Genomic DNA, 25381 nt, shown 5'->3' on the forward strand with positions numbered 1-25381 from the left:
TTTTCTCAACAGACCCTATTCTTTAACTGCCATAGTAATAGTATAAGTCTTGCCTTGCTTGACCTTATCGCTATTACCGAACACCTCGGTAAACGAGCGCTTCATAAATTGGCGCAAGCCATTGATCGTCACTACATAAAAACGTCCGCCCTGGCGCATGCGCGCATAAGCGTCGAGGAAGTACAGATAATGCTGCTCTTTGCCAACTTTGGCAGGCAAGTTTGACATCACTAGGCTAAAATCTTTATCTTTGGCGACTTGATTAAAGCCGTTAGACAAGTGCACATCGACGTTATTCAGACCGTTTTTTTGGCAATTACGGCGCGCATATTCTACCGCCATAAAGTCCTTATCAATCAGCGTATGCTGACCATTCGGACATTCTCGCGCTGCTGTCATACCGAGCACGCCATAGCCGCAGCCTAAATCTATCGAATCATCATTGGCCTGAAAATCCACATAATCGAGAAGCATCAAGCTGCCATCATCGAGCTTTTGCGGCGAAAATATGCCCCAAGTTGTGGCAAAATCAAAAGGCTGTCCTAGCACGTCATCCGTAAAATGTATATCTTCGCGCCAGTGTTTGGCTTTTTCTAATAACTCTGCAGGGGGTTGATGGTTCATAGTATTCTCAATTTAGAGTGATAAAAAAGGGCGGTGCGATATGAGCATATGGCTCACGATTTGAGGCACGCATTATGACGAGTATTGTAACGGCAACGACGGTAAATTTCAGCGCCGATTGCTCAGCGCGTGCTTTATTTTTGCTTATTGGACTTAAACGGCTCAGAGAACTGCAAGATTAAAAAGCTTACGACCGATAAAATAATGGCAATCTCATAACGACTATACGCCACCGAAATACCGATAGCGCCTGTGTTCCACAGTCCTGCCGCCGTTGCTGTCCCCTTGACGCTACCGCTACTTTTAAAAATAGCGCCACCACCGATAAAGCCCATACCGGTGATAATGCCATACATGATACGTGCCTCGGCATCGCCTTCTGAGTATATGTCGCGGCCGACGAGCATAAAGGCACAAGAGGCTACAGTGACTAAAGGAAAGGTGCGCAGGCCTGCGCCGCTGTCTTTCATCTCCCGATTGAGCGCGATGGGTAAGGATAAAATAAAAGCGATGCCTAATTGAAAGAAGTGATATTTCATCAAATCCATATCAATATCGAAGCCAAACATAACTTACCCCCTATTCCGAAGTGTCACACTATCCAGATCTTATTATAAAGTGTAGCGGCAACGGTGTCTGTTTTCAGTTATGGATGGTTAGAGATAGTTAGAAATCATGCAGGGAGGGGAACGCTTCCTTTGCTTATATTTGCAATAAGCTAGTGCTAATCGTGTAGGTTAGCGACAGCGTAACCCACCGAATCTAGAGTTAATATAATCCATAAAGTCGGGTCACGTCTTGACTGTACTTTCTTTGAAAGCTTGACAAAACTAGTCTACCCTACGATTTATCCTCTTATCCTCTCAAATGCTTTTTTAATAAATGATCAAATATAAACGGACCAAAAGGTAAAAACGAGCCGAGCACACCAACAGGCAATGCCCAAAGCGGCATTCTTATTTTGCTAGCAGCAAACAGCAGCATCAAGATATAAGCGATAAATAATACGCCATGCGCCATTCCGATATATTTCACCGCTTCAGGAATGCCAAGCATGTATTTTAGCGGCATGGCGATGCCTAGTAGCAATAAAAAAGACGTGCCTTCTAAGTAACCTATAAGGGTTAGCTTTTTGAGGACAGAGTTTTGACCCTCTGTTAGTACAGGTAGGGTCGATGGTTGCGCTTGTAACACTTTATGTTCCTTTTAAAATAATTTGAGTCGCGTAAGGAGATTAGTGGCAGCGTAATCTGTCGAGTTTAAGAATAGATTTATCAGAAAGGTGGGTGACTAAATCCTATACAAAAAATTCTCTTTAAGGGATTTTCTCTTGCGAGTCTAACGAAGCAGTGCCTCGTTTTAACGGCTCTTAACCACGCGGATGATGCTCCGCATGCAGTTTCTGCAATCTCGCCGTTGCCACATGGGTATAAATCTGGGTGGTGGACAAATCACTATGCCCTAATAACAACTGCACGCTACGAAGGTCCGCGCCATGATTGAGCAAATGAGTGGCAAAGGCATGGCGTAAGGTATGCGGAGAGAGTTGTTTATCGATACTGGCGACTTTGGCGTATTTTTTCAGTAAGTACCAAAAGTTTTGCCGCGTCATATAGCCACCTTGCGCCGTCAAAAACACCGCTTGGCAATTGCCAGATTTCAGATGCGCAACTAGCTCGCCGCGACCATGACTGAGATAATCCTCTAAGGCGTCTGCCGCGTATTCTCCTAAAGGTACGAGACGCGTTTTATTACCTTTTCCGGTGATTTGTAGCCATCCGGCGTTTAGATTGACTTGCTCAAGTGCTAGGTTGATCAGCTCACTGACACGCAGACCGCAAGCATATAGCACTTCGAGCATCGCCTTGTCACGCAGACCGAGTGCCGTGCTGGTGTCGGGCGCGGCAAGCAGGTTATCGACATCGGCTTCCGCTAAGTCTTTAGGTAGAGGACGACCTAACTTTGGACTTTTGATCCGCTCGCAAGGATTATCTTCACGCAGATTACTGGCGATCATCCATAAGTAGAACTGGCGTAAGCTTGAGAGCATACGTGCTTGCGTGCGCGGGGTTTTGCCCTCGGCAGTGAGTTGTGATAAACAGTGCAGCACCTCATCGCTTTGCCATTGCGTCAGCGCTTTATGATGGGTCAACTCACAGCTTCGCAAATCGCGCACGTAAGCGTTGCGCGTACGCGTTGCTAGGCCGCGTGCGAGCATGGCTTGACGAAACTCAGTCAAATAGGCCGGCTCGTCATCGACGGCGAGCGCTTTGGGCTGACGCTGTTGGACGGCACGGTCGCGGCTCATAATCGGGTACTCAATGATAAAATACTAAATACTTTGCAAACACCATAGCGAAGTAATCTCGCTACTTCTTGCCACATATAATGGATCGGCTTCATTTTGACTACGACCGTGCTTGGGCTGCGTGTCGAGGCGATATTTTACCGTTAGTCCAGCATCGGCAATCCACCCTAATAGTTCTTCACGACTACGCAGTTGCAAGTGTTCAGCTAAGTCCGACAGTATCAACCAAACCTCTCCTTGATCGCTCAAATGTTGCTTTGCACCCTGCAAAACGCCACGCAGCATCGCACTATTGGCATCGTAAACTGCGTATTCAAGCGTTGAGGTTGGTTTGGCAGGCAGCCAAGGTGGATTGCAGACGATTATATTCGCAGGCGGTACCTCTAGAGGGAACAGATCGGCTTGCTGTAACTGCACGTTAGCCAGTCCTTGATGCTCAAAGTTGTCTTGAGCACACGTTAGCGCGCGCGGATTTAAATCCGTCGCGATGATCTGTTTTATCCCGCGCTTTGCTAAGACAATCGCCAATAAGCCTGTGCCGGTACCGATGTCATAAGCAATATCATGAACGGTAGGCAATGGCGCATCTAGCAATAGCTGCACATACTCATGACGAGTCGGCGCAAACACCGCGTAGTGCGGATAAATGGATAAGCCTAGCTCTTTAATCGGTACGCCTTTTTCGCGCCAGCCTGCTGCTCCTAATGCACCTTGCAAGTCACGAAATGACAGTACACACGACTCATCCTTTTTATCTATCTGTTTATCCAGTGGCCCAAAAGCTGCTAAGCAAGCGGCACTGATGTCAGGAGCACGGCGTAGTGAGCTGACATAATCAGCATCTAGCTCTAGTAGTAAGCGACTTAGGATACGTGAGCGCTGAGCGGTGGTTTGGCGCTGCTGATGAAAGAGGTTAGGTAGGTGTTTAGATGCGGACTCAATCGCACCCTCTGCATCCTTGGTAGACTGATTTGCAGCTTTTTTTGACTTGCGTTTAGTAGAGTTTTTCTCAGTACGCTCAATGCGACGAGTGATGGCTTGCAGTAATTGTCGCGCGTTATAAAAGTCGCCGCGATAGAGCATAGAAGTACCGGCGCAGGCTAATCGATAAGCGTCATCGGCAGTGGTTTTGTCATCGACGATGACTATCCGCGCAGGCGCAGCATGATCGCTAGCAGATAGCCAAAGAGCTTGCTGCAAGGTGTCGTTCTCGTACCACTCAATATGTTCTTTTGCGGTTAGCAACACATGATTTACCTTTTGCTAGTGAATGATATTTTTAAACGACCCCAGTTTTGCGCATTTGATAGGGTTTATGACTTCGACTTATCTTAACTAAGCGCTCTAAGCACTTTTTTTCTTTACTAAGTAGCGATATAGCGTCGCGTTAGTTGGTGCATCGCTGTCGCTGTCGCTATCGATAGTGATTTCATCAGGATCTACCTCTAAGTTGACGTCTTCAGCTAAGGTTTCTTGGCTCAAAAACTCATGGCCAAGATGACGACAGAAATTAGGAATATCGCGCGTCGTAGCCGGATCAGTGGCGAGTATTTCGATGACATCACCGCTATCGGCTTTACGTATCATGCGGTGCAGCATCATGACCGGCTCAGGGCATATCAGTCCTTGAGTATCGAGGTGATGATTGATGGGCGTAGGCGTAGTAGAAGTTGTCATAGTAATTTTTTAGTAATGAAGAGTTTAAAGGCGATTTTAGCTATCTACTGTATAGAAGGTTTTGAGATGTTTTTAAAGTCAAAATTAGCTTTGCTCAAGCGTTTCGGTTTCTTTTTCAGCTTGCAGGAAATCAAAGAAACGCTTAAAACTCACTCTAAATAAAAATGCCACCCCAAGCCAAGAGGCCAGTCCTAACCAAGCGGTATCAGCGAATAATAAGCCGCCTAGCAAGATAATCGTTGAAACACCAATAGTCATAATCACCATTGACGATTGACTAAGGCGATAGCGATAGATGATAAAGGCATCATAAAGGGTTATGGGAATCGTCAAAGCCACTAAAATAAACGGCAAATTATAAAACAAGCGATACAAGAGCTGATTATCATGAAAAACTTTGATACTAGCAATAGTACCAAAGACCACAAAAGCGACTAGCGCCGCGTAAATCATATAAATGGCGATTTTATTGGCCTGTTGCGCGCCTTTGATACGGGCGATAGCTAGCGGCGGTATGCCATAGGTATTGGTTTGATTTGACTCAATGCTCATAAGATCAGTTGGTTTTCCATCAGGGTAAAAGGGCGTCTGTTAATCGGGTTTGATGCTATCGATAGCCATCGCACTGCTAGGATCGGCAAAATAAGTCGAGAGCAAAATACAAGCCGAGATGTCATCGATAGCGTCGCGCTCGTCGTCGATCCAGCCGTTCTCCCATGCTGTAGCGCGTGCTTCTACCGACGTTAGGCGCTCATCGCACAGACTCACCACGACGGGCATGTGTTGTTCCATCAATCTGTGTGCCAAGCGGCGAGCGAACTTATGCGCACGGCGAGAGAGCATCGAGCGACTACCATCCATATTCAGTGGCAGACCAACGATAACTTGGGTGACGCCCCAAGTCTTGATGATACCTATGAGATTATCCCAATCCGGCTGACCGTTATTCATGGCTAAGATATCGAAGGCGCGCGCGGTTTCAGTAATGCTATTGCCTAGCGCCATGCCCATCTTTTTTACACCATAATCTAAGCTCAAAATCAGATGTTCTTTTGGTTGCACCTCTAAAGCTGCAAGGGAATTGCTGTCATCAGTGTTTGCCACATCTATACACAAAGATTTGTTTTTTGTGACTGAGATACTATCTACCATAATAAGCTATCTACCCTAATAAGAGCGTTTTTCTATCATTAATTATCACTATCAAGCATTTTTAACTTATCAAGCATGACCAATATCACTACTCAAATAATCAAAGTTTACCCCGAGTTTGTCAGCCGCCAACTGCCAACGCGCATCGAATGGCGCATCAAATAAGATAGTAAGATCGGCAGGGCAGACGAGCCAGTCGCCATTATTGAGCTCATCTTCTAACTGTTTTTTGCCCCAGCTGGCATGCCCTAAACACAGCTGATAATGACCGACGCCTTGACCGACAGCGATACGCTTGAGCACATCTTGGCTAGTGGTAATACAGACATTCTCAGAGATAGCGAAGGAGGACGCCCACTGCGGCTGACCAGTATGCAGCACAAAGCCAACCTCAGGATACATAGGTCCGCCCTCAAGCGCTAGGTCTTCCATCACTTGTGGATCGGTGACTTCGATGTTTAAGTCTTCTAGAAGCTTGCCCACATTGGCTTTTTCTAGCGGACGATTGACCATCAGCCCAAGTGCCCCATGCTTATCATGGCGACAGATATAGATCAGCGCCTGCTCAAACCTCGGGTCTGGCAGCTCAGGTGCCGCAATCAAAAAGTGATGAGTCAAATTTGCAGTAGACATAGATACAAGGACAACATAAAAGGGTAGACACTACTATATGGCGATGTTAACGCGAAAATCAACAAGCGTTTTGAGGCAAACGCTAGACCAAATCAAAGGGGTTACTTAACGTCAGTCAACAAGCTACGCGCATGATCGCGCGTGACCTCAGTAATCGTCACCCCGCCTGACATTCTCGCCAGCTCATCGACTTGCGCACTACCGGTCAAGATCACCAGCTCGCTTTGGGTCTGCTCGTGATGATGCTTTTGTACTAAGATATGCTGGTGCGCTTGCGCCGCTACTTGCGCTTGATGGGTGATGGCAAGTAGCTGCTGAGTCTGCCCTAGGCTACGTAGTAACTCGCCGACCACTTGCGCGGTACCGCCGCTGATACCGACATCGACCTCATCAAAAACCAGCATCGGCTTGGCAGCATTATTATCACTACTGGTCGCTTGCAGCACTTGCATCACTAGCGCCATCCGCGACAGCTCGCCACCAGAGGCAATCTTATGTAGTGGCTGCATCGGCATACCGACGTTAGCGCTAAAGAGTAGCTCAATATCGTAGCAACCCTGCGCGTTGTAAGCGGATTCAGTTATCTTTTTAGTAAACACAAATTCGCAGCGCGCATTAGGCAGCGCTAAAGGCTGCAGCTGTGCCACTAATTGCGCGCAGATATTAGGTGCGGCTTTGGCACGCGCTTTGTGTAGATTTTTAGCACTAGTGAGATACTCTTGCCAAGCTTCTGCAATTTGCGCGGCTAAAGCGTCGCTTGTCGGCTCGTTTTCTAACTGCTCTAATTGCTGTTGCCAGTCATTAGCTTCATCGATTAAGTCACTGGCAGGCAAGCTGTGTTTACGAGACAGACGATGACCGAGGCTGATTAAACTATCCAAAGTTTGCAAGCGCTCAGGATCAGGCAATTGCTGCTCAGCATAGTCTGAGAGCAGGGCGGTCACTTCCGTAATTTGCTGCTGCGCTAGATGCAGCTGCTCAGAGGCTTGCTCAAAAGTCTGACTGACGCCGAGCTGATTGTCGCACAGCTTAATCGCTTGACCAAGCAAGGTCATGACATCGGGCTCATCGCTATCATTATCAAGCAAATGCAGACCGTGACTGGCTTCTGTCATCAGCGCTTCGATATTTGATAGCTCTTCGTGCTCGGCTTCGATCTCGCTATAGTCTATGGCTAGCAGGGGCGCGATATCCGCCAACTGGCTTTGCAATAGTTGGATGCGATCTTGACGCTGGGCGGCGCGGCTAGCGATCTCATCAGCGCGGCGCTTGAGCTGCTGATAGTGCTGATAGCTGGTAGCGGTTTGTTCAGCGAGTGACATGGTTTGTGCCATTGCATCTAACCACTGCACCACGAACTGTGGTTTTAATAGGGCTTGCTGGGCGTGCTGGCTATGAATGTTGACCAATAAAACGCCTAGGCTTTTGAGTTCTGCTAAGCTCACGGGCGCACCATTGAGCCAAGCTTTTGAGCGACCACTATTACTCAGCTGGCGACGAATGAGCACTTCAGGCTCAGCCAATTCACGCTCGTTATCCGCGAACCAGTCGCTAACGAGGCTATTATGAGTCACATCGAACTGCGCGTAGATATCAGCATGTGCGGCTCCATGACGCACCATAGCACTATCAGCGCGCTCGCCTATACATAAGGATAGCGCATCGAGCAGCAGGGATTTACCAGCACCAGTTTCGCCAGTGATGACATTGAAGCCCTCGGCCACGCTCAGCTCATGCTCAGCGATTAGCGCAAACTGGTACAAGGTTAATGATATCAGCATCAAAGCCTCTCATAGTAGACAATAGGAAAGATCGCAAATTGCGGCTTTTATCATAAATCGCGCCTCTTAAGAAGGATAAAAACGCAGTATTTATTTTTGATGACAAAGAGCATTATTATAGGGGAATATAAGCCGATATCAGCAAATAGATACAATTTTGTGTAAGCTGGTATTTATAACCAGTTGCACGGCCTAATAAGCCACTATAATAATTTTTACTTATTTTACAATACTCTAGCGATGACGACTGACTTTTCTGTTTCTAAGGATAATATTGGAACGGTGTCTGTGCAGTCGCAAGCTGTTACTCTACAAAGGACAAGGGCTTGAATAAATTAACAAGATTTCATTGCTGCTTTAACAAACTTTATAGAAATAATGTGGTAGCATAATCTCATCAAAATACAAACGTACACTTTATTAATAGTCATACCGAACCACAGTTATTAAGCTATAAGAACGGCAAGACTGAGCACTTCGGTGCCTTGTTATTGAGCCCTGTCACTTTATCCCTATTTAGCTTGGTATTGCCTTTTAGCAGTATGGTTAGGCTCTGCTCGTTGCCTTAGCGACTAAGTGAAAGCAGGCAGTAGTCATCGTCAGTCTATTGATATTTTGATGAAGCACTTATTTTTTAGTTTAGCAATAATTATTTGATAAGGAAGCCCCTATGTCAGCGGCAAAGTTTACCAATGTAACCGTCAATGCTCAGGCCACAATATCCTATGATGGGCGCTGTTCTAGTCACACTATCATGTTCGAGAGTGGTCAACATAAGACCTTAGGGGTTATCCTACCCTGCGACAGCAGCGTCGAGCAGTACCACTTTAGCACTAATACTTCTGAGCGTATCGAAATCATCAGCGGCGAGTGTGAAGTCAAAATCAATGGCGATGAAGACTTTAGTTACTACCGCGCCGGTCAGTCTTTTGTGGTAGAAGGCAATAGTAGCTTTAATTTGCGTACTGAAGAGATCGTGCAATATGTTTGCCATTTAGAAGGATAAGGGCTTTTATAGGTATTCAGAGTCATTGAAGGGGACAAGGTGTAGAATGAGGTTCAATTAGCTTTGTCCGGTGAACAAGTTCAGTGATCAGCTCAGTGGCTAGCTTTCAGTATATAAAAATGAGTACGTAAAAAACCAGTATATAAAAAGAGACATATAAAATCAGTAAGGTTTTATCTGTCTTTTTTTTAATTTTGGTGGTTAGCGAAGAATGCGACTAAGCGCTTGAGAGCCAAGCTCATTTATCAGTGATAATATTCAATAGGTTCAATTATGGCAAAACCCAACTATTTTTATGGCATTCATGCTATCGATGCTTTACTCGAGCATCGTCCGCTTGATGCGCTAAGTCTATTCGTGCAGCAGGGCCGTGAAAGCGACAGCCATGTTGCCGCTATCATGACAAGCGCTCAAGATAATGGCGTCAGTATTCAGCCGACCCAAAAAGATAAGCTCACGCAATTGTGTGGCAGCCCGCAGCATCAAGGTGTCGTCCTGCATGCAAGGCCGTTGGCTTTTGCTGATGAAGCTGTGCTAGATAAAGTAATAGCGCAGGAGGACTGCTTGTTATTGGTGCTCGATCAAATCACCGACGCTCATAACTTTGGTGCTTGTTTGCGTACTGCGGTAGCGATGGGCGTTGATGCGGTGGTTTGTCCTAAGCATCATGCTGCAAGCTTAACCCCAACCGTAGCTAAGGTTTCCGTTGGCGCCGCTGAGATGATGCCGATTATCAGTGTGACTAATTTGGCGCGTATGCTTGCTCAGATTAAGAGTGCTGGCGTTTTTGTCTTTGGCACAGCGCTAGATGAGACTGCAAAACCGATACATGAAGCGGATATGACCGGCAAGACAGCGCTGATTATGGGCTCTGAAGGAGAAGGGATGCGTAGGCTGACGCTTGAGAGCTGTGACGAGCTGGTCTATATCCCTATGTCAGGCAATGCGCATGGTAATTTGCAAAGCCTGAATGTCAGCGTGGCGACTGGTATGGCGCTATACGAGATTAATCGGCAGCGCACTACTTAAACTGCTGGGCAAGGGCGAGATAGGTTTGGTGCAGGGGCTCAAGTTGCAAATGTAGGGCAGCGATATCACCATCATTAACAATGACGTCATCAGCGTGACTATTGCGCTCTTCACGGCTGAGCTGATTGGCCATAATCGCCTTAATTTTTGGCACACTTTGCGCGTCTCTTAAGCTCGCCCGCTCAAGCTGCGTACTCTCGCTCGCATCAACGACTAAAATGCGTTGGCATAGATTAGCCAGACCTGCTTCAGCGGCTTCTATCAGTAGCGGCGCTGATAGGATAATATACTCAGAAGTACTAGCCGCCAGCTGCTCTTTTGCCGCCTCTCTGATTGCCGGATGGGTAATCGCTTCAAGCTCCATGAGCGCTTCAGGATAAGTAAAGACATGCGTTCGCACAGCCGCGCGATCCATCTCACCTTGTCCGTTAATGGCCCAATCACCAAATTTCTTTTGAATCTTACGTAGAGTAGCGCTCCCTTTAGCGACGACCTCGTGAGCGATGACATCGGCGTCGATGATATCTATGCCTTTTGCTGCGAACCAATCGCTAGTCGCGGATTTACCACTGCCTATACCACCGGTTAAACCGACGACTAGTTTACTGTTTTTATACTTTTTCATAGTCTGCGGACCAGCAGCGGAATCATGAGTATAAGATGGCGAGGAGGAGCGGTCAGTGATAGTCATAAGAGTAGCTTATTTAGCGAATAGAAAAGAGCGGACATCATCGAGGACGATATCCGAGCAATAGTACGATTAGAGTATAATCTTAACGGTTATAACGCATAAGGTTGTAGATATTGCTTTACTGTATTGTAAGCCTAGCGCACGCTATCAGGCGTACATGCCTAAATACCAATTAACGATGTCTGCTCCGTATAACAAAGCAATAATGCCAGCAATAGCAATATAAGGTCCAAAAGCAAACGGCTTACTTTCGCCCTGTTTTTTCATCAAGATGATACCAACGATAGAACCTAATAAGGAGGACAACAGAATAATCAAAGGTAGCATCATTGGCCCAAGCCAAGCACCAAGTACCGCGAGCAGCTTAAAGTCGCCTTGACCCATACCCTGCTTTTTGGTAATAAGGTAAAAGACTTTGACCACTATCCACAGCGATAAAAACCCAAGCAATAAGCCCCAAATCGCTTGCGTAGGACTTACAAACCAGCCTTGCGAGTTTACCGCTAGTCCCAATCCTGCTAAGGGAAAGGTTAGCCTATCGGGCAATAATTGCGTATCGAAGTCTATCCCTGTCAGCGCAATCAGCGTCCAAACCAATATCAGCGCGGATAGACCAACAGCCGTCACCCCAAAATGATAAATTACTAACACTGATAACAGAGCAGTGACTAGCTCAACTAAGGGATAACGCACGCCAATATTCGCTTTGCACGCAGAGCAGCGACCGCGCAGCGCCAGCCAGCTGATTAAAGGTATGTTCTCATACCACCTGATTTTATGAGCGCAGTGCGGACAACGCGACGCGGGATGACTTAGGGTGATAGGTGTATCGTTTGCCACTGTTTGGGCCAAAACCGTCGAATGCTCAGGCGTGATATCTGATTGCTGCGACATAAACTCACTGCACTCTTGTCGCCAAGAATAAAACATCATCAGCGGCATACGGTGTATAACGACATTCAAAAAACTGCCCATACATAGGCCTAATAGCCCAAACACTATGAGCGCGACGCTCATATTATTTTGTAATAACTCTAGCAATTGCATTAACACTGGCCTTTAAGGGATTGCTGTTGCGTGACGGTTTTTAACCTACCACAGAACCCATCTGGAAAATCGGTAAATACATAGCAATGACGAGGCCACCCACTAATACACCGAGCACAGCCATAATTAGCGGCTCCATCAGACTTGTGAGGCCATCGACGGCATTATCCACCTCACTCTCGTAATGACTGGCCACTTTATCGAGCATCTCCTCCAAGCTTCCAGATTCCTCACCAATACCGACCATCTGAATCGCCATACTAGGGAATAAGTTGGTTGAGCGCATCGAAAACTGCAGCTGCTGACCGGTTGACACGTCGTTTTTGATTTGCTGAGTGGCATTATAGTACACCACGTTATTAGTCGCACCAGCGGTTGAGTCTAAAGCATCGATTAGCGGCACACCGGCGGCGAAAGTCGTCGATAGGGTACGAGAGAAACGGGCGATAATCGCTTGATAGGCAATGTTACCAAAGATAGGCAGTTTTAAGGTCAAACGATCTAAAAAGTCGCGGAATTTTTTCGATCTTTTCTTCGCTTCAGAAAATCCAACGATAGCGGCACCAATGATGACAATTAATATAAACCACCAAGACTGCATCCATTCGGACATGCTGACTACCATTTGTGTAAATGCAGGAAGTTCTGCGCCAAAAGAGCTAAACAGATCTGAGAATACCGGCACCACTTTGATCAGCAAAATCATCGTCACAATCACGGCCACTACAATAACCGCTATCGGATATTTCATCGCTTTTTTGATTTTTGATTTGAGTATTTCGCTTTTTTCTTTATAGGTAGCGACGCGCTCAAGCATAGTCTCAAGCGCCCCTGATTGCTCGCCAGATTCTACGAGCGAGCAAAACAGATCATCAAAGTAGCGGGGATGTTTACGCAAGGCAGCAGCAAAAGTGCCACCTGCTTCGATATCGGCTTTAATCGATAACACCAAGTCTTTCATACTCGGGTTATCTAGCGAATCGGCGACAATCTCAAATGACTGCGTTAAAGGGATACCGGCCTTAATCATCGTCGCTAGCTGCCGCGAAAAGATAGCAATATCGATAGGCTTGATGGCTTTTTTAAAAGTGAATAAAGCTTTTGGCTTCTTCTTAATGCCTTTGACCACAATGCCTTGCTTGCGTAAAGTCGCTTTTGCTAGCTCCAAGCTACGACTGGTAGTCTCGCCTTTAACTTTTTGTCCACGGCGATTAACCCCGTCATAGACGAAATCTAACAGCATATCCGTTTTAGCTTTTGCCATCTGTCTCTCCTAAAAATCCATCCGACTGGGGCAGTCTAAGTCATGCAAGTTGACTATCGACAATCTATTCGCTTGAATAGCTAGCAATTTTTGCAAGCTATCACTATCGTTTAAAGGCATAAAGTTAGCAAGACCAAGTCCTATTTTATAATAAAATGACCATCATAGTGAGTACTCATTTTATTTTGCTATCGACCTACAAGATCGGCTTAGTCTTTGACTAACAGGTGCGTTTTTATTCAGAAGTAACACGCAGCATTTCTTGAATGGTGGTTGTGCCCTGTAGTACTTTCATAATACCGGAGCGCCGCAAGTCACGAAAGCCACTTCTAAGCGCGGCATCCTTAATATCGATAGCGTTGCCATCCTCCATAATAATGCGCGAGATCTCTTGATTCACTTTCATAACCTCATAAATACCGACGCGACCCCTGTAGCCCTCGCGGCACTCATTACAGCCGACTGCCTCATAAATAATATGATTTGGATTGTCCAAATCATTATCGGTAAAGCCAATCTCCAGCAGACTCTGACGCGGAATTTCGATAGGCTTTTTGCAGCTTTGACATAAGCGCCGCGCTAATCGCTGCGCGATGACTAAGTTGACCGAAGTGGCGATGTTGAATGAAGCTACGCCCATGTTTTTTAGGCGCGTTAAAGTCTCAGGGGCGGAGTTGGTATGCAAGGTGGAGAGTACTAAGTGACCTGTTTGCGCCGCTTTGATGGCGATTTCAGCCGTTTCTAAGTCTCGAATCTCACCAACCATAACGATGTCAGGATCTTGACGCAAAAATGACTTCAGGGCGTTGGCAAAAGTAAGACCGACCTTTTGATTGACGTTGACCTGATTGATACCTTCAAGGTTAATCTCGACTGGATCTTCAGCGGTTGAAATGTTGGTCTCACCGGTATTAAGGATATTAATACCTGTATATAGCGATACCGTTTTACCTGACCCCGTCGGACCGGTAATCAGTATCATGCCTTGCGGTTTATTTAGCGCTTCTAAAAACATCTCCTTCTGATCTGGCTCATAACCTAGCGCCTCGATACCCATCATCGCTGAGGAAGGGTCTAAAATACGTAGCACAATCTTCTCGCCAAACAGTGTCGGCAGTGAGTTTACCCGAAAATCGATGGCTTTATTTTTGGAGATTTTCAGCTTGATACGACCATCTTGTGGCACACGGCGCTCAGAAATGTCCATTTGTGACATAACCTTTAGGCGCGCAGCGATTTTACTGGCAAGCTGTACCGGCGGATTGGCCATTTTCTGCATGACCCCGTCGACCCGAAAGCGCACTCTATAGCTCTTCTCATAAGGCTCAAAATGCAGATCGGATGCGCCCATACGGATGGCATCGACGAGCATCTTATTGATGAATTTGACCACTGGCGCTTCATCGACACTAGTATTGAGCTGAGTCTCACCATCCTCTTCCTCGCCGCTATCTTCAAAATCAACGTTGAGATCGCTATCTGCAAAACCGCTAAAGCTCTGCATAGTATCGGCGTAGGTTCTGTCGATACGCTGCTTGAGTTTATCCTCTTCTACAATCACGGTGGCGACTGACAGGCGAGAGTTGAAAGCAATAGCGTCAATAGCGTCGATGCGGGTCGGATCGCTTAGCGCGACAAATAGCTGCTGTCCACGTTTGAAGATAGGTAAGGCGTTGAACTTACGCACGATGTTCTCATCAACCAAATCTTTTGGCACGATGTCTTCATCTAGAGTGTTTAAATCAAATAAAGGATCAGCAAATGACTCTGACAGTAGCTTGGCAAGCTCATAAGCATTAGCCATTTTATGCTCTACTAAATAAGGCACAAGCCCCACTTGCTGTTGCTGCGCTTCGGTTTGCGCCGTTTGCATATTCGCTTCGCTAACCACGCCTTCACTGATTAGTTGTTGCGCAAGACTACCAAACTTACTGACAGCGGTAGACATAACCCCTCCTTGATGTGGCAGCTGCCAAAAATGACAACCAATATAAACGATTTCGGCTATTGATTCTTTGATGGTATTTATTTAATAGCACGCATTTTTGAAATTTTGAGACTCTGCTGAAAATTTTGATGCATGAGCACTCATTAACTTGTCCTAATTATATGCAAAAATACTATAAAAAACAGAACTGTTTAAGACGCTAAAGAATATGAAGTATATTGTAGCTCTTTATAGAGTCAAATCCTTATACCAGCGATATAGCGGCAAATGGACTCTAGTAGAATAGCTGACAAGAGCCTTGTACTCGAAGTTGGCTGCTACTATAGCACTTGCCAAATATTTGTTATACTGGCGCCCATAATAGCCATATTGGCAATGACAGATGACACAAGGTGGACAAGTTATGCAAGCTTGGGTAATTGGCAATTGGAAACAAAATCCGGCAACAATCAAGGACGTCAATACGTTACTAGATAATTTATTATCGGCGTCTCAAGACAACAATACCGATCATCAGTCCTGTCAGCTAATGGTGGCGCCAAGCTGCGTCCACCTTGCTGCAGTCAGCGCGCGCTTGCAAAACGCCTCCATCCAAGTGAGCGCTCAAGACGTCAGTGCTCATAGTAGCAGTACTGGTGCTTATACGGGTGATTGCTCGGCGCAGCAGGTCGCGGATGCTGGTGCTAACTGGACGCTGTTGGGGCATTCTGAGCGTCGTCAGTATCATCATGAGTCTAATGATAGCTTACTAGCCAAACTGAACTGCGCTTTTGCTCAAGGCCTTGGGGTGGTGCTCTGCATCGGTGAAACTCAAGAAGAGTATGACGCTAAGCAAACCACTAAGGTACTCGATGAGCAGTTAATGGTTCTCAAAAGCTTGCTACAAACGGACTCTGTCCAGCCGCAAGAATTAGCCAAGCGTTTGATTATCGCTTATGAACCCGTTTGGGCGATTGGCACTGGCAAAGTGCCTACGGTGAGCGAAGTCAGCGCTACTCATCAGCATATCAAACAACAAATCGCTAGTTTCGCGCCAGAACTACCAAAGATTACTGTGCTATATGGCGGTAGTGTCAATGCTGATAACGCTGATAGTTTTGCCGCAAGCGCTATGATAGACGGCGCGTTAGTAGGCGGCGCCTCATTAAAGGCCGATAGCTTTTTGGCGATTGCCGACGCTTTTACTCACGCTAAAGGTTAGAGGCTAAAAGCTGAAAGTTAAAATAATACTAAAAAAACAGTACCAGAAATCGGCGATATACTAGCGGGCGTAGCTTGACTTATATCAAAAAGCCTTGCCAGTTGTTGAAAGTGGGTTTAACACCGCCCTTGTAATCGTGTACAATGCGCCTTATTTAAAGTCTTTGTTTTATAGCCTTTGTAATTTTATCAGTCGTCATTATGCGGCAGAAGAGGACACCATGTTTACTTTTATACTAGCCCTGCATATTATCGTGGCTATCGCCATGATTGGCTTGATCTTGATACAGCATGGCAAAGGGGCTGATGCTGGAGCTTCTTTCGGTGCCGGCTCTTCTGGAACGGTTTTTGGCGCAGCAGGAACGGCTAACTTTTTGACCCGTGCTACGGCGGTGCTGACGGTAATATTTTTTATTACAAGTATGGTACTAGCTGTCCATGCGCGCGAACAAGCGGAAGATCAGTTTCGTTTAGATGCGCCAGTTTCAGCGCCACAAACCCCGCGTCCGTTAACGCAAAATCCTCAGCAGTAGTTATTTTTACGAGCACCCCTTGCTATTTGTAAGGGTTAGTTTTACAATGCTTGCCTGTTTTTATGATGTTTTATCTTAGTGGTGCTGACCTCAAGCATGGCGCTTATTATAAAATAAGCCGTAAGGTTAAAGCAGTAAACGATAACCGTTGATAATACCAGTAGACGGTTGGCGATAAGCGATTGTGGTGGAATTGGTAGACACGCCATCTTGAGGGGGTGGTGGCGCAAGCTGTGGGGGTTCAAGTCCCCCCAATCGCACCAATTGAATGAGCAGTTTGTAGTTTAATTTAGTTATAGCAGTGTCGTTATAGCAATTTTTAATTTAAAGTTTATTTTAGATAAAGATTGACAAGGTGATAAAACCTCCCTATAATATGCATTCTAAATTGTTGCGGGGTGGAGCAGTCTGGTAGCTCGTCGGGCTCATAACCCGAAGGTCGTTGGTTCAAATCCAGCCCCCGCTACCACTTTTTAATACTGATGTTTATACACTAATATTCTGTTGTATTGAGATATCAGTGTCGATTAGCCCACCATTATGTTTGTGGGTTTTTTTGTATCTGAGGCTCAGCATTATTAGCTCGGTACTATCAGTATAATATCAGTATCTACTATACGTTTTAGCTAAGAAGAATAGGGTTAACGCGATACTTTAATCCTACATGACAGCATAAAATATTTGCCATCATTTGCTACCGATCCCTGCTGATTGCTATGTTACGAGACTCGTAAGCAATACTATCTTTTGCTCTATTCTTTACTACGTTGTCCTTGAAGATAACAATTTAATCCCTAATATGGTTCACTAGGTACTAGCGGCATTGAGTATTATAATCAGCCTCTATGGTGATCAGCGTGTCGCTACTACAAACCATCGATAAGTGAACAGGAAAATATAAATAAATTATGAAGCTTTCGACCAAAGTTGCAGAATTGACTACGATTATTGCGCCTGCTGTAGCGGCTTGTGATGTCGCGCTCTGGGGTATTGAATTTACGCCACAAGGTAATCGCTCCTTATTGCGCATTTATATTGAAGCCTTGCCTGAAGAGCAAGCGCAGGATAAACACGTCACTATTGAGGACTGCGCAGCGGTCAATCATCAGGTGAGCGGTGTGCTGGAAGTGCATGATCCTATCGCTGGTGAGTTTGTTTTAGAAGTTTCGTCTCCAGGCTTTGATCGCGCCTTTTTTTCAGATGAGCAGATGCGTGATTACATAGGCCAAACGGTCAGTTTGCGTTTGATCTCTGCGATCGGGCAAGGTGATAAAAAGCGCCGCAAAGCCACCGGTAAACTCGATAGTATGAGCGAGACTACTTTGCAGCTGACCACGAGCGATGGTGAGCAATTTGAGATCGCACTGAGTAATATTGACAAAGCCAACTTAATTTATGAAGATGATTAATGCTTAACATTAGCAAACAGACAATAACATTTAAGCCAATTATAAGATGATAGGACAGGTATAGCATGAGTCGTGAAATTTTAACGGTAGTAGAAACCGTCAGTAATGAAAAGGGCTTAAATCCTGAAGATATCTTTGAAGCTATTGAAGATGCTTTAGTGGTCTCAACCAAAAAAAAGGTCTATACCGAGCAGCCTGAAGTAGCGGTTCGCGTAGCCATCGATCGTGATACTGGTGATTATGATACCTATCGCTATTGGACAGTGGTGGCTGATGAAGACCATGAGATGCCAGCTTGTCAACTTGCTATTACCGATCTTGATCAAGACGAATGGTCAATTGGCGATGTGAAAGAAGAGCAGATAGAGTCGATTGAGTTTGGTCGTATTGCAGCCACGCAAGCTAAGCAAGTCATCATTCAAAAAATTCGTGAAGCGGAACGTGCACTAGTAGCGGATGCTTTTGAGCCGCGTATTGGCGAGATGATGTATGGCGAAGTCAAAAAACAGACTCGTGATGGCTATATCGTTGATTTAGGCGATAACGCTGAAGGTTATTTATCACGCGATCAGATGTTGCCCCGTGAGCAGCTGCGCGTCAAGTCGCGTATCAATGCCATTCTTTATCATGTCAACCGTGATAATCGCGGCGCGCAGTTATTGTTGTCGCGCACCCATCCTGAGATGCTCTCAGCCTTGATGCAAAAAGAAGTGCCTGAGATTGCAGAAGAGATCATCGAGATTCGTAATGTCGCTCGTCTGCCGGGTACTCGTGCTAAAATAGCCGTGAAGACCAATGATAATCGTATCGATCCGGTCGGCGCTTGTATCGGTATGCGTGGTACTCGTATCCAAGCGGTGCAGCAAGAGCTCGACGGCGAGCGTATTGATGTAGTGGTCTGGTCAGATGATCCGGCACAATTCATCATCAGTGCCTTAGAGCCTGCGGATGTGAGTAGTATTATCCTTGATGAAGATACTAAGACCGCTGATATCATCTTTAGCACTAATGATCAGCTGGCCCGCGCTATTGGCTCACAAGGTCAAAACGTGCGCCTGGCTTCTGAATTAACGGGCTATAAGCTCAATATGATGCTAGAAGAAGAGTATCAGCAGCGTCAACAAGATGAGACCAAAGCCTTTATTGATCTCTTCTATGATCGTTTAGAGGTTGACCAGGATCTAGCGCAAGCCCTTGTTGATATTGGCTTTACTAGTATCGAAGAAGTGGCTTACGTGCCGGTGGAGACTTTCTACGATATCGAAGGGCTAGATGACGAAGCGATTGACATGATTCAAGAGCGCGCTAAAGAAGTCGTCATCGCAGAAGAGCTGGTCAAACAACAAAATATGAAAGAGCCTAGCCAAGAGCTGCAAGATCTAGAAGGGATGACCGTCAGCTGGGCCTATAAAATGGCACAAAAAGACATCATCACCGTCGATGATTTGGCAGAGCAGGCAGTATTTGATATCGAAGATATCGAAGGCTTAGACTCCGAGACCGCAGGTAAGCTTATCATGAAAGCTCGGGAATCTTGGTTCAATGAATAGGTATTAGGAGCATATCGCTGTCTTTTGGTGGTATGCTATCGATAACTAAAGGCTGGCTTGCGATATAACAATCAAAACCAACCTAAGCGCAATCATTTGTAGCCAACAACTGAATTGAATATATAGCAAATAATAGACAGTAGGTGATAATCAATGGCAGATAAGACCGTCAAAGAACTGGCAGACATGGTAGGCAAAACCGCTAGTGCTGTACAGCAGCAATTGCAGGATGCTGGGCTACCTGCTCGCGGGGAGGATGACTCAGTCACCGAACTTGAGCAAGAGAAGTTGGTGGCACATTTAAAACAAAGTCATGGCCAACAAGAAAAGCGTCGCATTAGTCTCAAATCTAAAACGACTAGTACCGCTCGCGTGACTGGCTCTTCAGGTAAATCTAAGAGCGTCAACGTAGAGGTGCGTAAAAAGAAAGTCTTCGATAAGCCCAATCCAGAAAAAATGGCTGAAGAATTAGCGGCGCGCGAAAAGGCAATGGCTGAAGCAAAACAGCGCGCTGAAAAAGAAGCAGAAGAGCGTAGCGCTGCTAAGAAAAAAGCAGAAGAGCGTCAAGCGGCAACTTTAGCTGCAATGCGTGCAAGCCTCGGCTCGAGTAAAAGCTCAGAAGATAAGAGCGATGATGTCGCCGCTTCTGTTGTGGTCAAAAAAGGTGGCAAAGCCGCTAACGATATAAAAGCGAAAGAAAAGAAAAAAGTTGCTGCTACTAAGCCAAAAGTTGAGACGGCAGCAGAGCGTAAAGAGCGCGAAACTCGTGAAAAAGAAGAAGCCCGCCTACGCAAAATTGAAGCAGAAACTCGCCAAGCACAGGCAGAAGAGGCGCAAAAGCGTACTCTCGAACAAATGCGTAAAATGGCCGGAAAATATACCGACCGTGAGCCAGTAGCGGAAGTCCGTAAGGACGAGCCATTGGCTAAAGGCTTAGTGGGTGATGCACTAGAAGAGTCGTTCGAAAAAGAACGTCGCGAGATCAAACGCGGTGCTAACAGTACTGGAGCTCGCGGTCGTCGCCGCAAAAACCAAGAAGAGCGCGAAATCAAAAACCGCAAAAACGGTTTGAGCTCTTCACAATCAGGTCAACACAAGTTTGAGAAACCTGTTGAAAAGATCGTGTACGATGTCGAGATTAGTGAGCAAATTACCGTTGCAGATCTTGCTCAGCGCATGGCAGTTAAAGCTCGTGAAGTGACCAAGTTGCTGATGAAAATGGGCGAGATGGCCACTGAGTCAGACACTATCGATCAAGCAACAGCCAGTCTTATCGTTGAGGAGATGGGTCATAACCCAGTTCCGGTCAGCGATACTAAAGTCGAAGACGATCTACATGAAGCAGTCGATGAGCGCAGTAGTAACGTGCAGACGCGTCCGCCGGTCGTGACTATTATGGGTCATGTTGACCATGGTAAAACCTCACTACTTGATAAAATACGCGAAACCAAAGTCGCTACTGGCGAAGCTGGTGGTATTACTCAGCATATCGGTGCCTACCACGTAGAGACTGATCGCGGCGTGATTACCTTCCTAGATACTCCAGGCCATGCTGCCTTTAGCGCTATGCGTTCACGCGGTGCGCAAGCAACGGATATTGTGGTATTAGTGGTTGCCGCTGATGATGGTATGATGCCACAAACCGCAGAAGCGATTGATCATGCTCGCGCTGCAGGTACGCCTTTGATTGTTGCTATTAACAAAATGGATAAGCCAAGCGCTGATCCAGATCGTGTCCTAAACGAGCTGACGACCAAAGAAGTGGTTTCAGAAGAGTGGGGCGGTGATACGCCTATGGCACGTATCTCAGCCAAAACGGGCGAAGGTATAGATGAGCTACTAGAGTTTATTAGCTTACAGGCCGAGCTTATGGAATTAGAAGCGCCAACTGATGGTGCCGCTCAAGGTGTGGTTATTGAGTCGAAGCTTGAAAAAGGCCGTGGCCCAGTAGTCAGTGTCCTAGTCAAGAAAGGCACGCTCAAACAGGGCGATCTAGTACTAGCCGGTGAATACTACGGTAAAGTCCGCGCTATCACTGATGAAAATGGTCAGCGTATCAAGTCAGCCGGTCCTTCTATACCAGTCGAGATCTTGGGCTTGCCAGATACGCCAGCGGCGGGTAGTGAGTTCTTAGTCGTTTCCGATGAGAAAAAAGCGCGCGAAGTCGCTGACTTTAGAAGCAATCGTGAGCGTGAACAGCAGCTTGAGCGTCAGAACAAAATGCGTCTTGAAAGCATGTTTGAGCAGATGGAACAAGGCGATGTATCGTTCTTAAATATCGTTCTCAAAACCGATGTTCGCGGTTCGCTTGAAGCACTACTAGCGGCATTGAACGAGCTATCGACTGATGAAGTCAAAGTCCGGGTGATTAGCTCAGGCGTTGGTCCTATCTCAGAGTCGGATGTGACCCTTGCTGAATCAAGCGAAGCGGTACTACTAGGTTTCAACGTTCGTGCCGATAGCACCGCTCGCCGTAAAGCAGATACAGCTAATATGGATATTCGTTATTATAGCGTTATCTACGGCTTGATCGATGACGTCAAAGCTGCTATGAGTGGCCTGCTTGCTCCTGAGCATCGTGAGAAAATCTTAGGTATCGCTGAGGTGCGTGAAGTCTTCCGCTCTAGTAAGTTCGGTGCGGCAGCAGGTTGTATGGTGGTCGAAGGTACGATCTATCGTAACAAGCCTATTCGCGTCCTACGTGATGATCAAGTTATCTTTACCGGTCAGCTGCAGTCATTGCGTCGCTACAAAGAAGATGTCAACGAAGTGCGTACTGGTATGGAATGCGGCCTAGCCGTTCGTGGCTACGATGTAGAAGCGGGCGATAAGATTGAAGTCTTTGAGATTCAAGAGTTCGAACGTACTATCTAAGCTTTTAGCTAACATATAGTCGTTAAGCAAAAGTAGCTAAGTATGCTATAGGCCTAACAGGTTCACCCTGCTAGGCCTTTTTTATCATAGGGTCATGCTTATATTACCCTATGATAAAACACCAAACTAGAATGAGTAATTATATAATCACCTTATACTACTATTAGAACAGCAAATTAGGATAATAATATGAATCAACGTTTACAGCGTTTATCAGATCAAATTCAGCGCGAGCTTGCGGTGCTCATTCGTGATGAAGTCAATGACCCTCGCTTGACCGGTTTTGTCACCATCTCTAGCGTCAAAGTCAGCTCTGATCTTGGCTATGCAGATGTCTATGTCACTATTATGGAGCCTGAGCTCAATGACACGATGACTAAGACCAATCATGAAGAGAGTGTCAAAGTGCTTAATAAAGCTGCCGGATTTTTACGTACTGAGCTTAGTCATACTCTCAAAACGCGTACCACACCGCGCCTGCGTTTCCATTATGATGAAGTGACTGCTCGTGGTAACTACATGATGGATCTCATCAATCAAGCAGTAACTAAAACTGAGCAAAATGAAGAAAACACCGATAGCATTGATAACGAAGATTAATAATCATGACTAGTCAAAAAACGATAGCTAAACAAAAAGTCTCCGGTGTTATCTTAATCGATAAGCCGCAGGGCATGACCTCACAGCAAGTAGTGTCAAAGGTGAAGTATTTATTTCAGTCGCCTGAGCACAATAGTAAAAAGGCGGGTCATACCGGTACGCTCGATCCAATGGCGACCGGTCTGCTACCCATTTGCCTCGGAGAGGCCACGAAGTTTAGCCATTATCAGCTCGATGCTGATAAATCGTATCAAGCCACGATACTGCTTGGTAGTCAAACCGATACTGGCGATGCTGATGGTCAAGTCATTGCGCAGGCAGAGATTCCAGAGCTGAATGCAGAGTTACTAAACAGGCTGGCTCAGCAATTTCTAGGCGCGCAGCAGCAAATACCGCCGATGTATTCAGCGCTCAAAAAAGACGGCAAAAAATTGTACGAGTATGCCCGTGCTGGTATAGAGATTGACCGTCCTGCGCGCGATATTGTCATAAAAGCGCTGACTTTGACTCAAATTGATGCTGAGAAAATCGATCTGGTAGCGACTTGTAGTAAAGGCACCTATGTCAGAGTCTTAGGGGAAGATATCGCCAAAGCACTAGGCACGTTAGGTCACCTGACAGCATTACGCCGTTTACAAGTAGGTAAGTTCGATAGTGGGCAGGCTATTGATATCCCAAGTTTAGAAGCTCTACCCCTATCTAATCGCTTCGGGCGGCTCTTGCCAGTAGATGCTTGCGTCGATATCGCTGCTAAGATATCGTTAGATGATGAGCAATGTCAGCGTCTACGTTTAGGTCAGCGTCTAAATGTCATAGAACAAATTGACGAGACGTTAAGAGGTTATATCTTACAAAAGTTATCTAAAGACAGTCAGGGAAAGTCAAAAGATGAGCCTGCTAGTCATAATAATGAGCAAACTCCTGAGTATGAGCTCCCTGTTGATATTAAGCTGATGGATGAACAAAGGCGCTTTATTGGACTGGGCACTATTAGCCTTAATGGACGGCTACAACCCAAAAAAATAATTCATCTTTGATGACGATATCAGTTACTAGTGAATTACATTAATCACATACTCATACATTTCATTGCAGGTTTCGTGTATAACGAAACCTGCTTTTTTTATACAGTAGTTAAGTCAGCTAGGGAAAGCTTGGCGTAAAAGATAAATAATAATAAAAGGTCAAAATAATAAAAGAACAATGACCTAAGAAGATAAGAACAAGGTAGATAATAAAAAGAAGTTAAATAATGACTATAACTCAAATTAAGGATGGGTTTGTCACAGACTACTATTGCAACCAAAAACGGTAAGGAGAGCTTAAGTCATAAAATTATAATAACTTTTTAATAAGATGACTCTAATCCACAATAATTAAAATAATAAGTCTATTAACAATAATTATAATATTAATAAGATAAACGAATATTACGAAAAAAGGGGTGCTCCATGAAGACTATTGCGTTTTTATTACATAATAACTTTGAACAAGCTGAGTACGAAGAGGTCAACAATAAGCTCAAAGACAAAGGCTACAAGACAATACTTATCACGACCAACGACGATAAGACAGTCCAAGCTATGAATCAAGATGTTAATAAAGGCGATACTTTTACTGCCGATATCTTTGCTAAAGAGGCGAATACCGATGAGTATGATGCTTTAGTATTGCCAGGCGGTACTGTTAACGCTGATACCATTCGAGGTAACGAGCAAGCTCATAGCATCATAAAAGCAATCAGTAATAGCGATAAAACCTTAGCTGTCATCTGTCATGCGCCTTGGGTACTTATTAATACCGGTATCGCTAAAGGTAAAACTTTAACCGCTTATCACTCATTACAAACAGATTTAGAGAACGCTGGAGCGACTTTCGTTGATAAGACCGTACAAGTCGATGGCAACTTAATCACCTCGCGTAACCCGGACGACATTGATAACTTTGTTGAAGCTATTGACAAGGCGCTTTCTAAATAAGCGAATTTCTAACTAGTATCACTATATTCTAGTGGCTACATAATTCAATAAAAAATCATTCTATAACGATAACTTA

24 protein-coding genes and 2 tRNA genes are annotated in these 25381 nt (G+C 45.5%); 12 read left to right on the top strand and 14 right to left on the bottom strand.

What is annotated here, in order from left to right:
- Positions 1-15: 15 nt before the first annotated feature.
- From ACS8E3_RS05745 to recN, 10 genes are all read right to left on the bottom strand, one after another.
- A complete protein-coding gene (locus tag ACS8E3_RS05745) occupies positions 16-624 on the bottom strand; it encodes a class I SAM-dependent methyltransferase (protein WP_439242164.1) in 609 nt (202 codons plus the stop codon).
- A 134-nt stretch (positions 625-758) separates the two neighbouring features.
- Positions 759-1193, bottom strand: a complete 435-nt coding sequence (locus tag ACS8E3_RS05750) for an MgtC/SapB family protein (protein WP_439242166.1) — start codon at positions 1191-1193, stop codon at positions 759-761.
- A gap of 286 nt (positions 1194-1479) precedes the next feature.
- On the bottom strand, positions 1480-1818 hold the full coding sequence (locus ACS8E3_RS05755; protein WP_439242168.1) for a DUF3817 domain-containing protein: 339 nt from the start codon (positions 1816-1818) through the stop codon (positions 1480-1482).
- Positions 1819-1993: 175 nt separating this feature from the next.
- Entirely contained in the window at positions 1994-2932 is a 939-nt protein-coding gene (xerD, locus tag ACS8E3_RS05760) for a site-specific tyrosine recombinase XerD (protein ID WP_439242170.1), read from the bottom strand.
- 24 nt (positions 2933-2956) lie between these two features.
- Complete coding sequence (locus ACS8E3_RS05765; RefSeq protein ID WP_439242172.1) at positions 2957-4180, bottom strand: methyltransferase; 1224 nt, start codon at positions 4178-4180, stop codon at positions 2957-2959.
- Positions 4181-4276: 96 nt separating this feature from the next.
- The gene (tusA, locus tag ACS8E3_RS05770; RefSeq protein ID WP_439242174.1) at positions 4277-4609 is read right to left on the bottom strand and encodes a sulfurtransferase TusA; all 333 of its coding nucleotides are present in this window, start codon (positions 4607-4609) and stop codon (positions 4277-4279) included.
- Between the two features lie 84 nt (positions 4610-4693).
- Complete coding sequence (locus ACS8E3_RS05775) at positions 4694-5161, bottom strand: hypothetical protein (protein ID WP_439242177.1); 468 nt, start codon at positions 5159-5161, stop codon at positions 4694-4696.
- Positions 5162-5200: 39 nt separating this feature from the next.
- Positions 5201-5761 carry a Holliday junction resolvase RuvX gene (gene ruvX / locus ACS8E3_RS05780; protein WP_439242179.1) on the bottom strand — a complete coding sequence of 187 codons (561 nt, stop codon included), beginning with the start codon at positions 5759-5761 and terminating at the stop codon, positions 5201-5203.
- A 69-nt stretch (positions 5762-5830) separates the two neighbouring features.
- Positions 5831-6394 (bottom strand): YqgE/AlgH family protein, encoded by a 564-nt coding sequence (locus ACS8E3_RS05785; protein WP_439242181.1) that lies wholly within the window; start codon positions 6392-6394, stop codon positions 5831-5833.
- Positions 6395-6495: 101 nt separating this feature from the next.
- Positions 6496-8175, bottom strand: a complete 1680-nt coding sequence (gene recN / locus ACS8E3_RS05790; protein WP_439242183.1) for a DNA repair protein RecN — start codon at positions 8173-8175, stop codon at positions 6496-6498.
- A gap of 670 nt (positions 8176-8845) precedes the next feature.
- Between recN and ppnP the strand changes: the two genes are divergently transcribed.
- Positions 8846-9181, top strand: a complete 336-nt coding sequence (gene ppnP, locus ACS8E3_RS05795) for a pyrimidine/purine nucleoside phosphorylase (RefSeq protein WP_025645440.1) — start codon at positions 8846-8848, stop codon at positions 9179-9181.
- 273 nt (positions 9182-9454) lie between these two features.
- Complete coding sequence (rlmB, locus tag ACS8E3_RS05800) at positions 9455-10210, top strand: 23S rRNA (guanosine(2251)-2'-O)-methyltransferase RlmB (protein WP_439242186.1); 756 nt, start codon at positions 9455-9457, stop codon at positions 10208-10210.
- Here the strand turns inward: rlmB and coaE are convergent.
- From coaE to pilB, 4 genes are all read right to left on the bottom strand, one after another.
- Positions 10203-10895 (bottom strand): dephospho-CoA kinase, encoded by a 693-nt coding sequence (gene coaE, locus ACS8E3_RS05805; RefSeq protein ID WP_439242404.1) that lies wholly within the window; start codon positions 10893-10895, stop codon positions 10203-10205. The genes rlmB and coaE overlap by 8 nt on opposite strands.
- Positions 10896-11048: 153 nt before the next feature.
- A complete protein-coding gene (locus tag ACS8E3_RS05810; protein WP_439242188.1) occupies positions 11049-11948 on the bottom strand; it encodes a prepilin peptidase in 900 nt (299 codons plus the stop codon).
- A 40-nt stretch (positions 11949-11988) separates the two neighbouring features.
- On the bottom strand, positions 11989-13212 hold the full coding sequence (locus tag ACS8E3_RS05815) for a type II secretion system F family protein (protein WP_439242190.1): 1224 nt from the start codon (positions 13210-13212) through the stop codon (positions 11989-11991).
- 235 nt (positions 13213-13447) lie between these two features.
- The gene (pilB, locus tag ACS8E3_RS05820; RefSeq protein ID WP_439242192.1) at positions 13448-15160 is read right to left on the bottom strand and encodes a type IV-A pilus assembly ATPase PilB; all 1713 of its coding nucleotides are present in this window, start codon (positions 15158-15160) and stop codon (positions 13448-13450) included.
- Positions 15161-15563: 403 nt separating this feature from the next.
- On the opposite strand from pilB, the gene tpiA reads away from it, so the two are divergent.
- The 10 genes from tpiA to ACS8E3_RS05870 all read left to right on the top strand — a co-directional run bounded on the left by tpiA (position 15564) and on the right by ACS8E3_RS05870 (position 25305).
- Positions 15564-16361, top strand: a complete 798-nt coding sequence (gene tpiA / locus ACS8E3_RS05825; protein ID WP_439242194.1) for a triose-phosphate isomerase — start codon at positions 15564-15566, stop codon at positions 16359-16361.
- A gap of 220 nt (positions 16362-16581) precedes the next feature.
- The gene (gene secG, locus ACS8E3_RS05830; protein WP_025645453.1) at positions 16582-16893 is read left to right on the top strand and encodes a preprotein translocase subunit SecG; all 312 of its coding nucleotides are present in this window, start codon (positions 16582-16584) and stop codon (positions 16891-16893) included.
- Positions 16894-17071: 178 nt separating this feature from the next.
- Positions 17072-17156 (top strand) — tRNA-Leu (locus ACS8E3_RS05835).
- Positions 17157-17285: 129 nt separating this feature from the next.
- A tRNA-Met gene (locus tag ACS8E3_RS05840) sits at positions 17286-17362 on the top strand.
- Between the two features lie 439 nt (positions 17363-17801).
- Positions 17802-18302, top strand: a complete 501-nt coding sequence (gene rimP / locus ACS8E3_RS05845) for a ribosome maturation factor RimP (protein WP_439242196.1) — start codon at positions 17802-17804, stop codon at positions 18300-18302.
- Between the two features lie 65 nt (positions 18303-18367).
- On the top strand, positions 18368-19852 hold the full coding sequence (gene nusA / locus ACS8E3_RS05850; RefSeq protein WP_439242198.1) for a transcription termination factor NusA: 1485 nt from the start codon (positions 18368-18370) through the stop codon (positions 19850-19852).
- A gap of 153 nt (positions 19853-20005) precedes the next feature.
- Complete coding sequence (gene infB, locus ACS8E3_RS05855; RefSeq protein WP_439242200.1) at positions 20006-22726, top strand: translation initiation factor IF-2; 2721 nt, start codon at positions 20006-20008, stop codon at positions 22724-22726.
- Positions 22727-22915: 189 nt separating this feature from the next.
- Complete coding sequence (locus ACS8E3_RS05860) at positions 22916-23326, top strand: ribosome-binding factor A (protein WP_439242202.1); 411 nt, start codon at positions 22916-22918, stop codon at positions 23324-23326.
- A gap of 5 nt (positions 23327-23331) precedes the next feature.
- The gene (gene truB, locus ACS8E3_RS05865) at positions 23332-24363 is read left to right on the top strand and encodes a tRNA pseudouridine(55) synthase TruB (protein WP_439242204.1); all 1032 of its coding nucleotides are present in this window, start codon (positions 23332-23334) and stop codon (positions 24361-24363) included.
- Positions 24364-24777: 414 nt separating this feature from the next.
- A complete protein-coding gene (locus tag ACS8E3_RS05870) occupies positions 24778-25305 on the top strand; it encodes a type 1 glutamine amidotransferase domain-containing protein (protein ID WP_439242206.1) in 528 nt (175 codons plus the stop codon).
- The last annotated feature ends 76 nt before the right edge of the window (positions 25306-25381 follow it).

The sequence above is a fragment of the Psychrobacter sp. 2Y5 genome (genome assembly GCF_051847375.1).
GTDB lineage: Bacteria > Pseudomonadota > Gammaproteobacteria > Pseudomonadales > Moraxellaceae > Psychrobacter.

Coding starts and splice junctions, on each gene's coding strand:
- ACS8E3_RS05745 (WP_439242164.1), bottom strand. CDS start 624: ATGAACCATCAACCCCCTGCAGAGTTATTAGAAAAAGCCAAACACTGG.
- ACS8E3_RS05750 (WP_439242166.1), bottom strand. CDS start 1,193: ATGTTTGGCTTCGATATTGATATGGATTTGATGAAATATCACTTCTTT.
- xerD (WP_439242170.1), bottom strand. CDS start 2,932: ATGAGCCGCGACCGTGCCGTCCAACAGCGTCAGCCCAAAGCGCTCGCC.
- tusA (WP_439242174.1), bottom strand. CDS start 4,609: ATGACAACTTCTACTACGCCTACGCCCATCAATCATCACCTCGATACT.
- ACS8E3_RS05775 (WP_439242177.1), bottom strand. CDS start 5,161: ATGAGCATTGAGTCAAATCAAACCAATACCTATGGCATACCGCCGCTA.
- ruvX (WP_439242179.1), bottom strand. CDS start 5,761: ATGGTAGATAGTATCTCAGTCACAAAAAACAAATCTTTGTGTATAGAT.
- ACS8E3_RS05785 (WP_439242181.1), bottom strand. CDS start 6,394: ATGTCTACTGCAAATTTGACTCATCACTTTTTGATTGCGGCACCTGAG.
- recN (WP_439242183.1), bottom strand. CDS start 8,175: ATGCTGATATCATTAACCTTGTACCAGTTTGCGCTAATCGCTGAGCAT.
- ppnP (WP_025645440.1), top strand. CDS start 8,846: ATGTCAGCGGCAAAGTTTACCAATGTAACCGTCAATGCTCAGGCCACA.
- rlmB (WP_439242186.1), top strand. CDS start 9,455: ATGGCAAAACCCAACTATTTTTATGGCATTCATGCTATCGATGCTTTA.
- ACS8E3_RS05810 (WP_439242188.1), bottom strand. CDS start 11,948: ATGCAATTGCTAGAGTTATTACAAAATAATATGAGCGTCGCGCTCATA.
- ACS8E3_RS05815 (WP_439242190.1), bottom strand. CDS start 13,212: ATGGCAAAAGCTAAAACGGATATGCTGTTAGATTTCGTCTATGACGGG.
- pilB (WP_439242192.1), bottom strand. CDS start 15,160: ATGTCTACCGCTGTCAGTAAGTTTGGTAGTCTTGCGCAACAACTAATC.
- tpiA (WP_439242194.1), top strand. CDS start 15,564: ATGCAAGCTTGGGTAATTGGCAATTGGAAACAAAATCCGGCAACAATC.
- secG (WP_025645453.1), top strand. CDS start 16,582: ATGTTTACTTTTATACTAGCCCTGCATATTATCGTGGCTATCGCCATG.
- rimP (WP_439242196.1), top strand. CDS start 17,802: ATGAAGCTTTCGACCAAAGTTGCAGAATTGACTACGATTATTGCGCCT.
- nusA (WP_439242198.1), top strand. CDS start 18,368: ATGAGTCGTGAAATTTTAACGGTAGTAGAAACCGTCAGTAATGAAAAG.
- infB (WP_439242200.1), top strand. CDS start 20,006: ATGGCAGATAAGACCGTCAAAGAACTGGCAGACATGGTAGGCAAAACC.
- ACS8E3_RS05860 (WP_439242202.1), top strand. CDS start 22,916: ATGAATCAACGTTTACAGCGTTTATCAGATCAAATTCAGCGCGAGCTT.
- truB (WP_439242204.1), top strand. CDS start 23,332: ATGACTAGTCAAAAAACGATAGCTAAACAAAAAGTCTCCGGTGTTATC.
- ACS8E3_RS05870 (WP_439242206.1), top strand. CDS start 24,778: ATGAAGACTATTGCGTTTTTATTACATAATAACTTTGAACAAGCTGAG.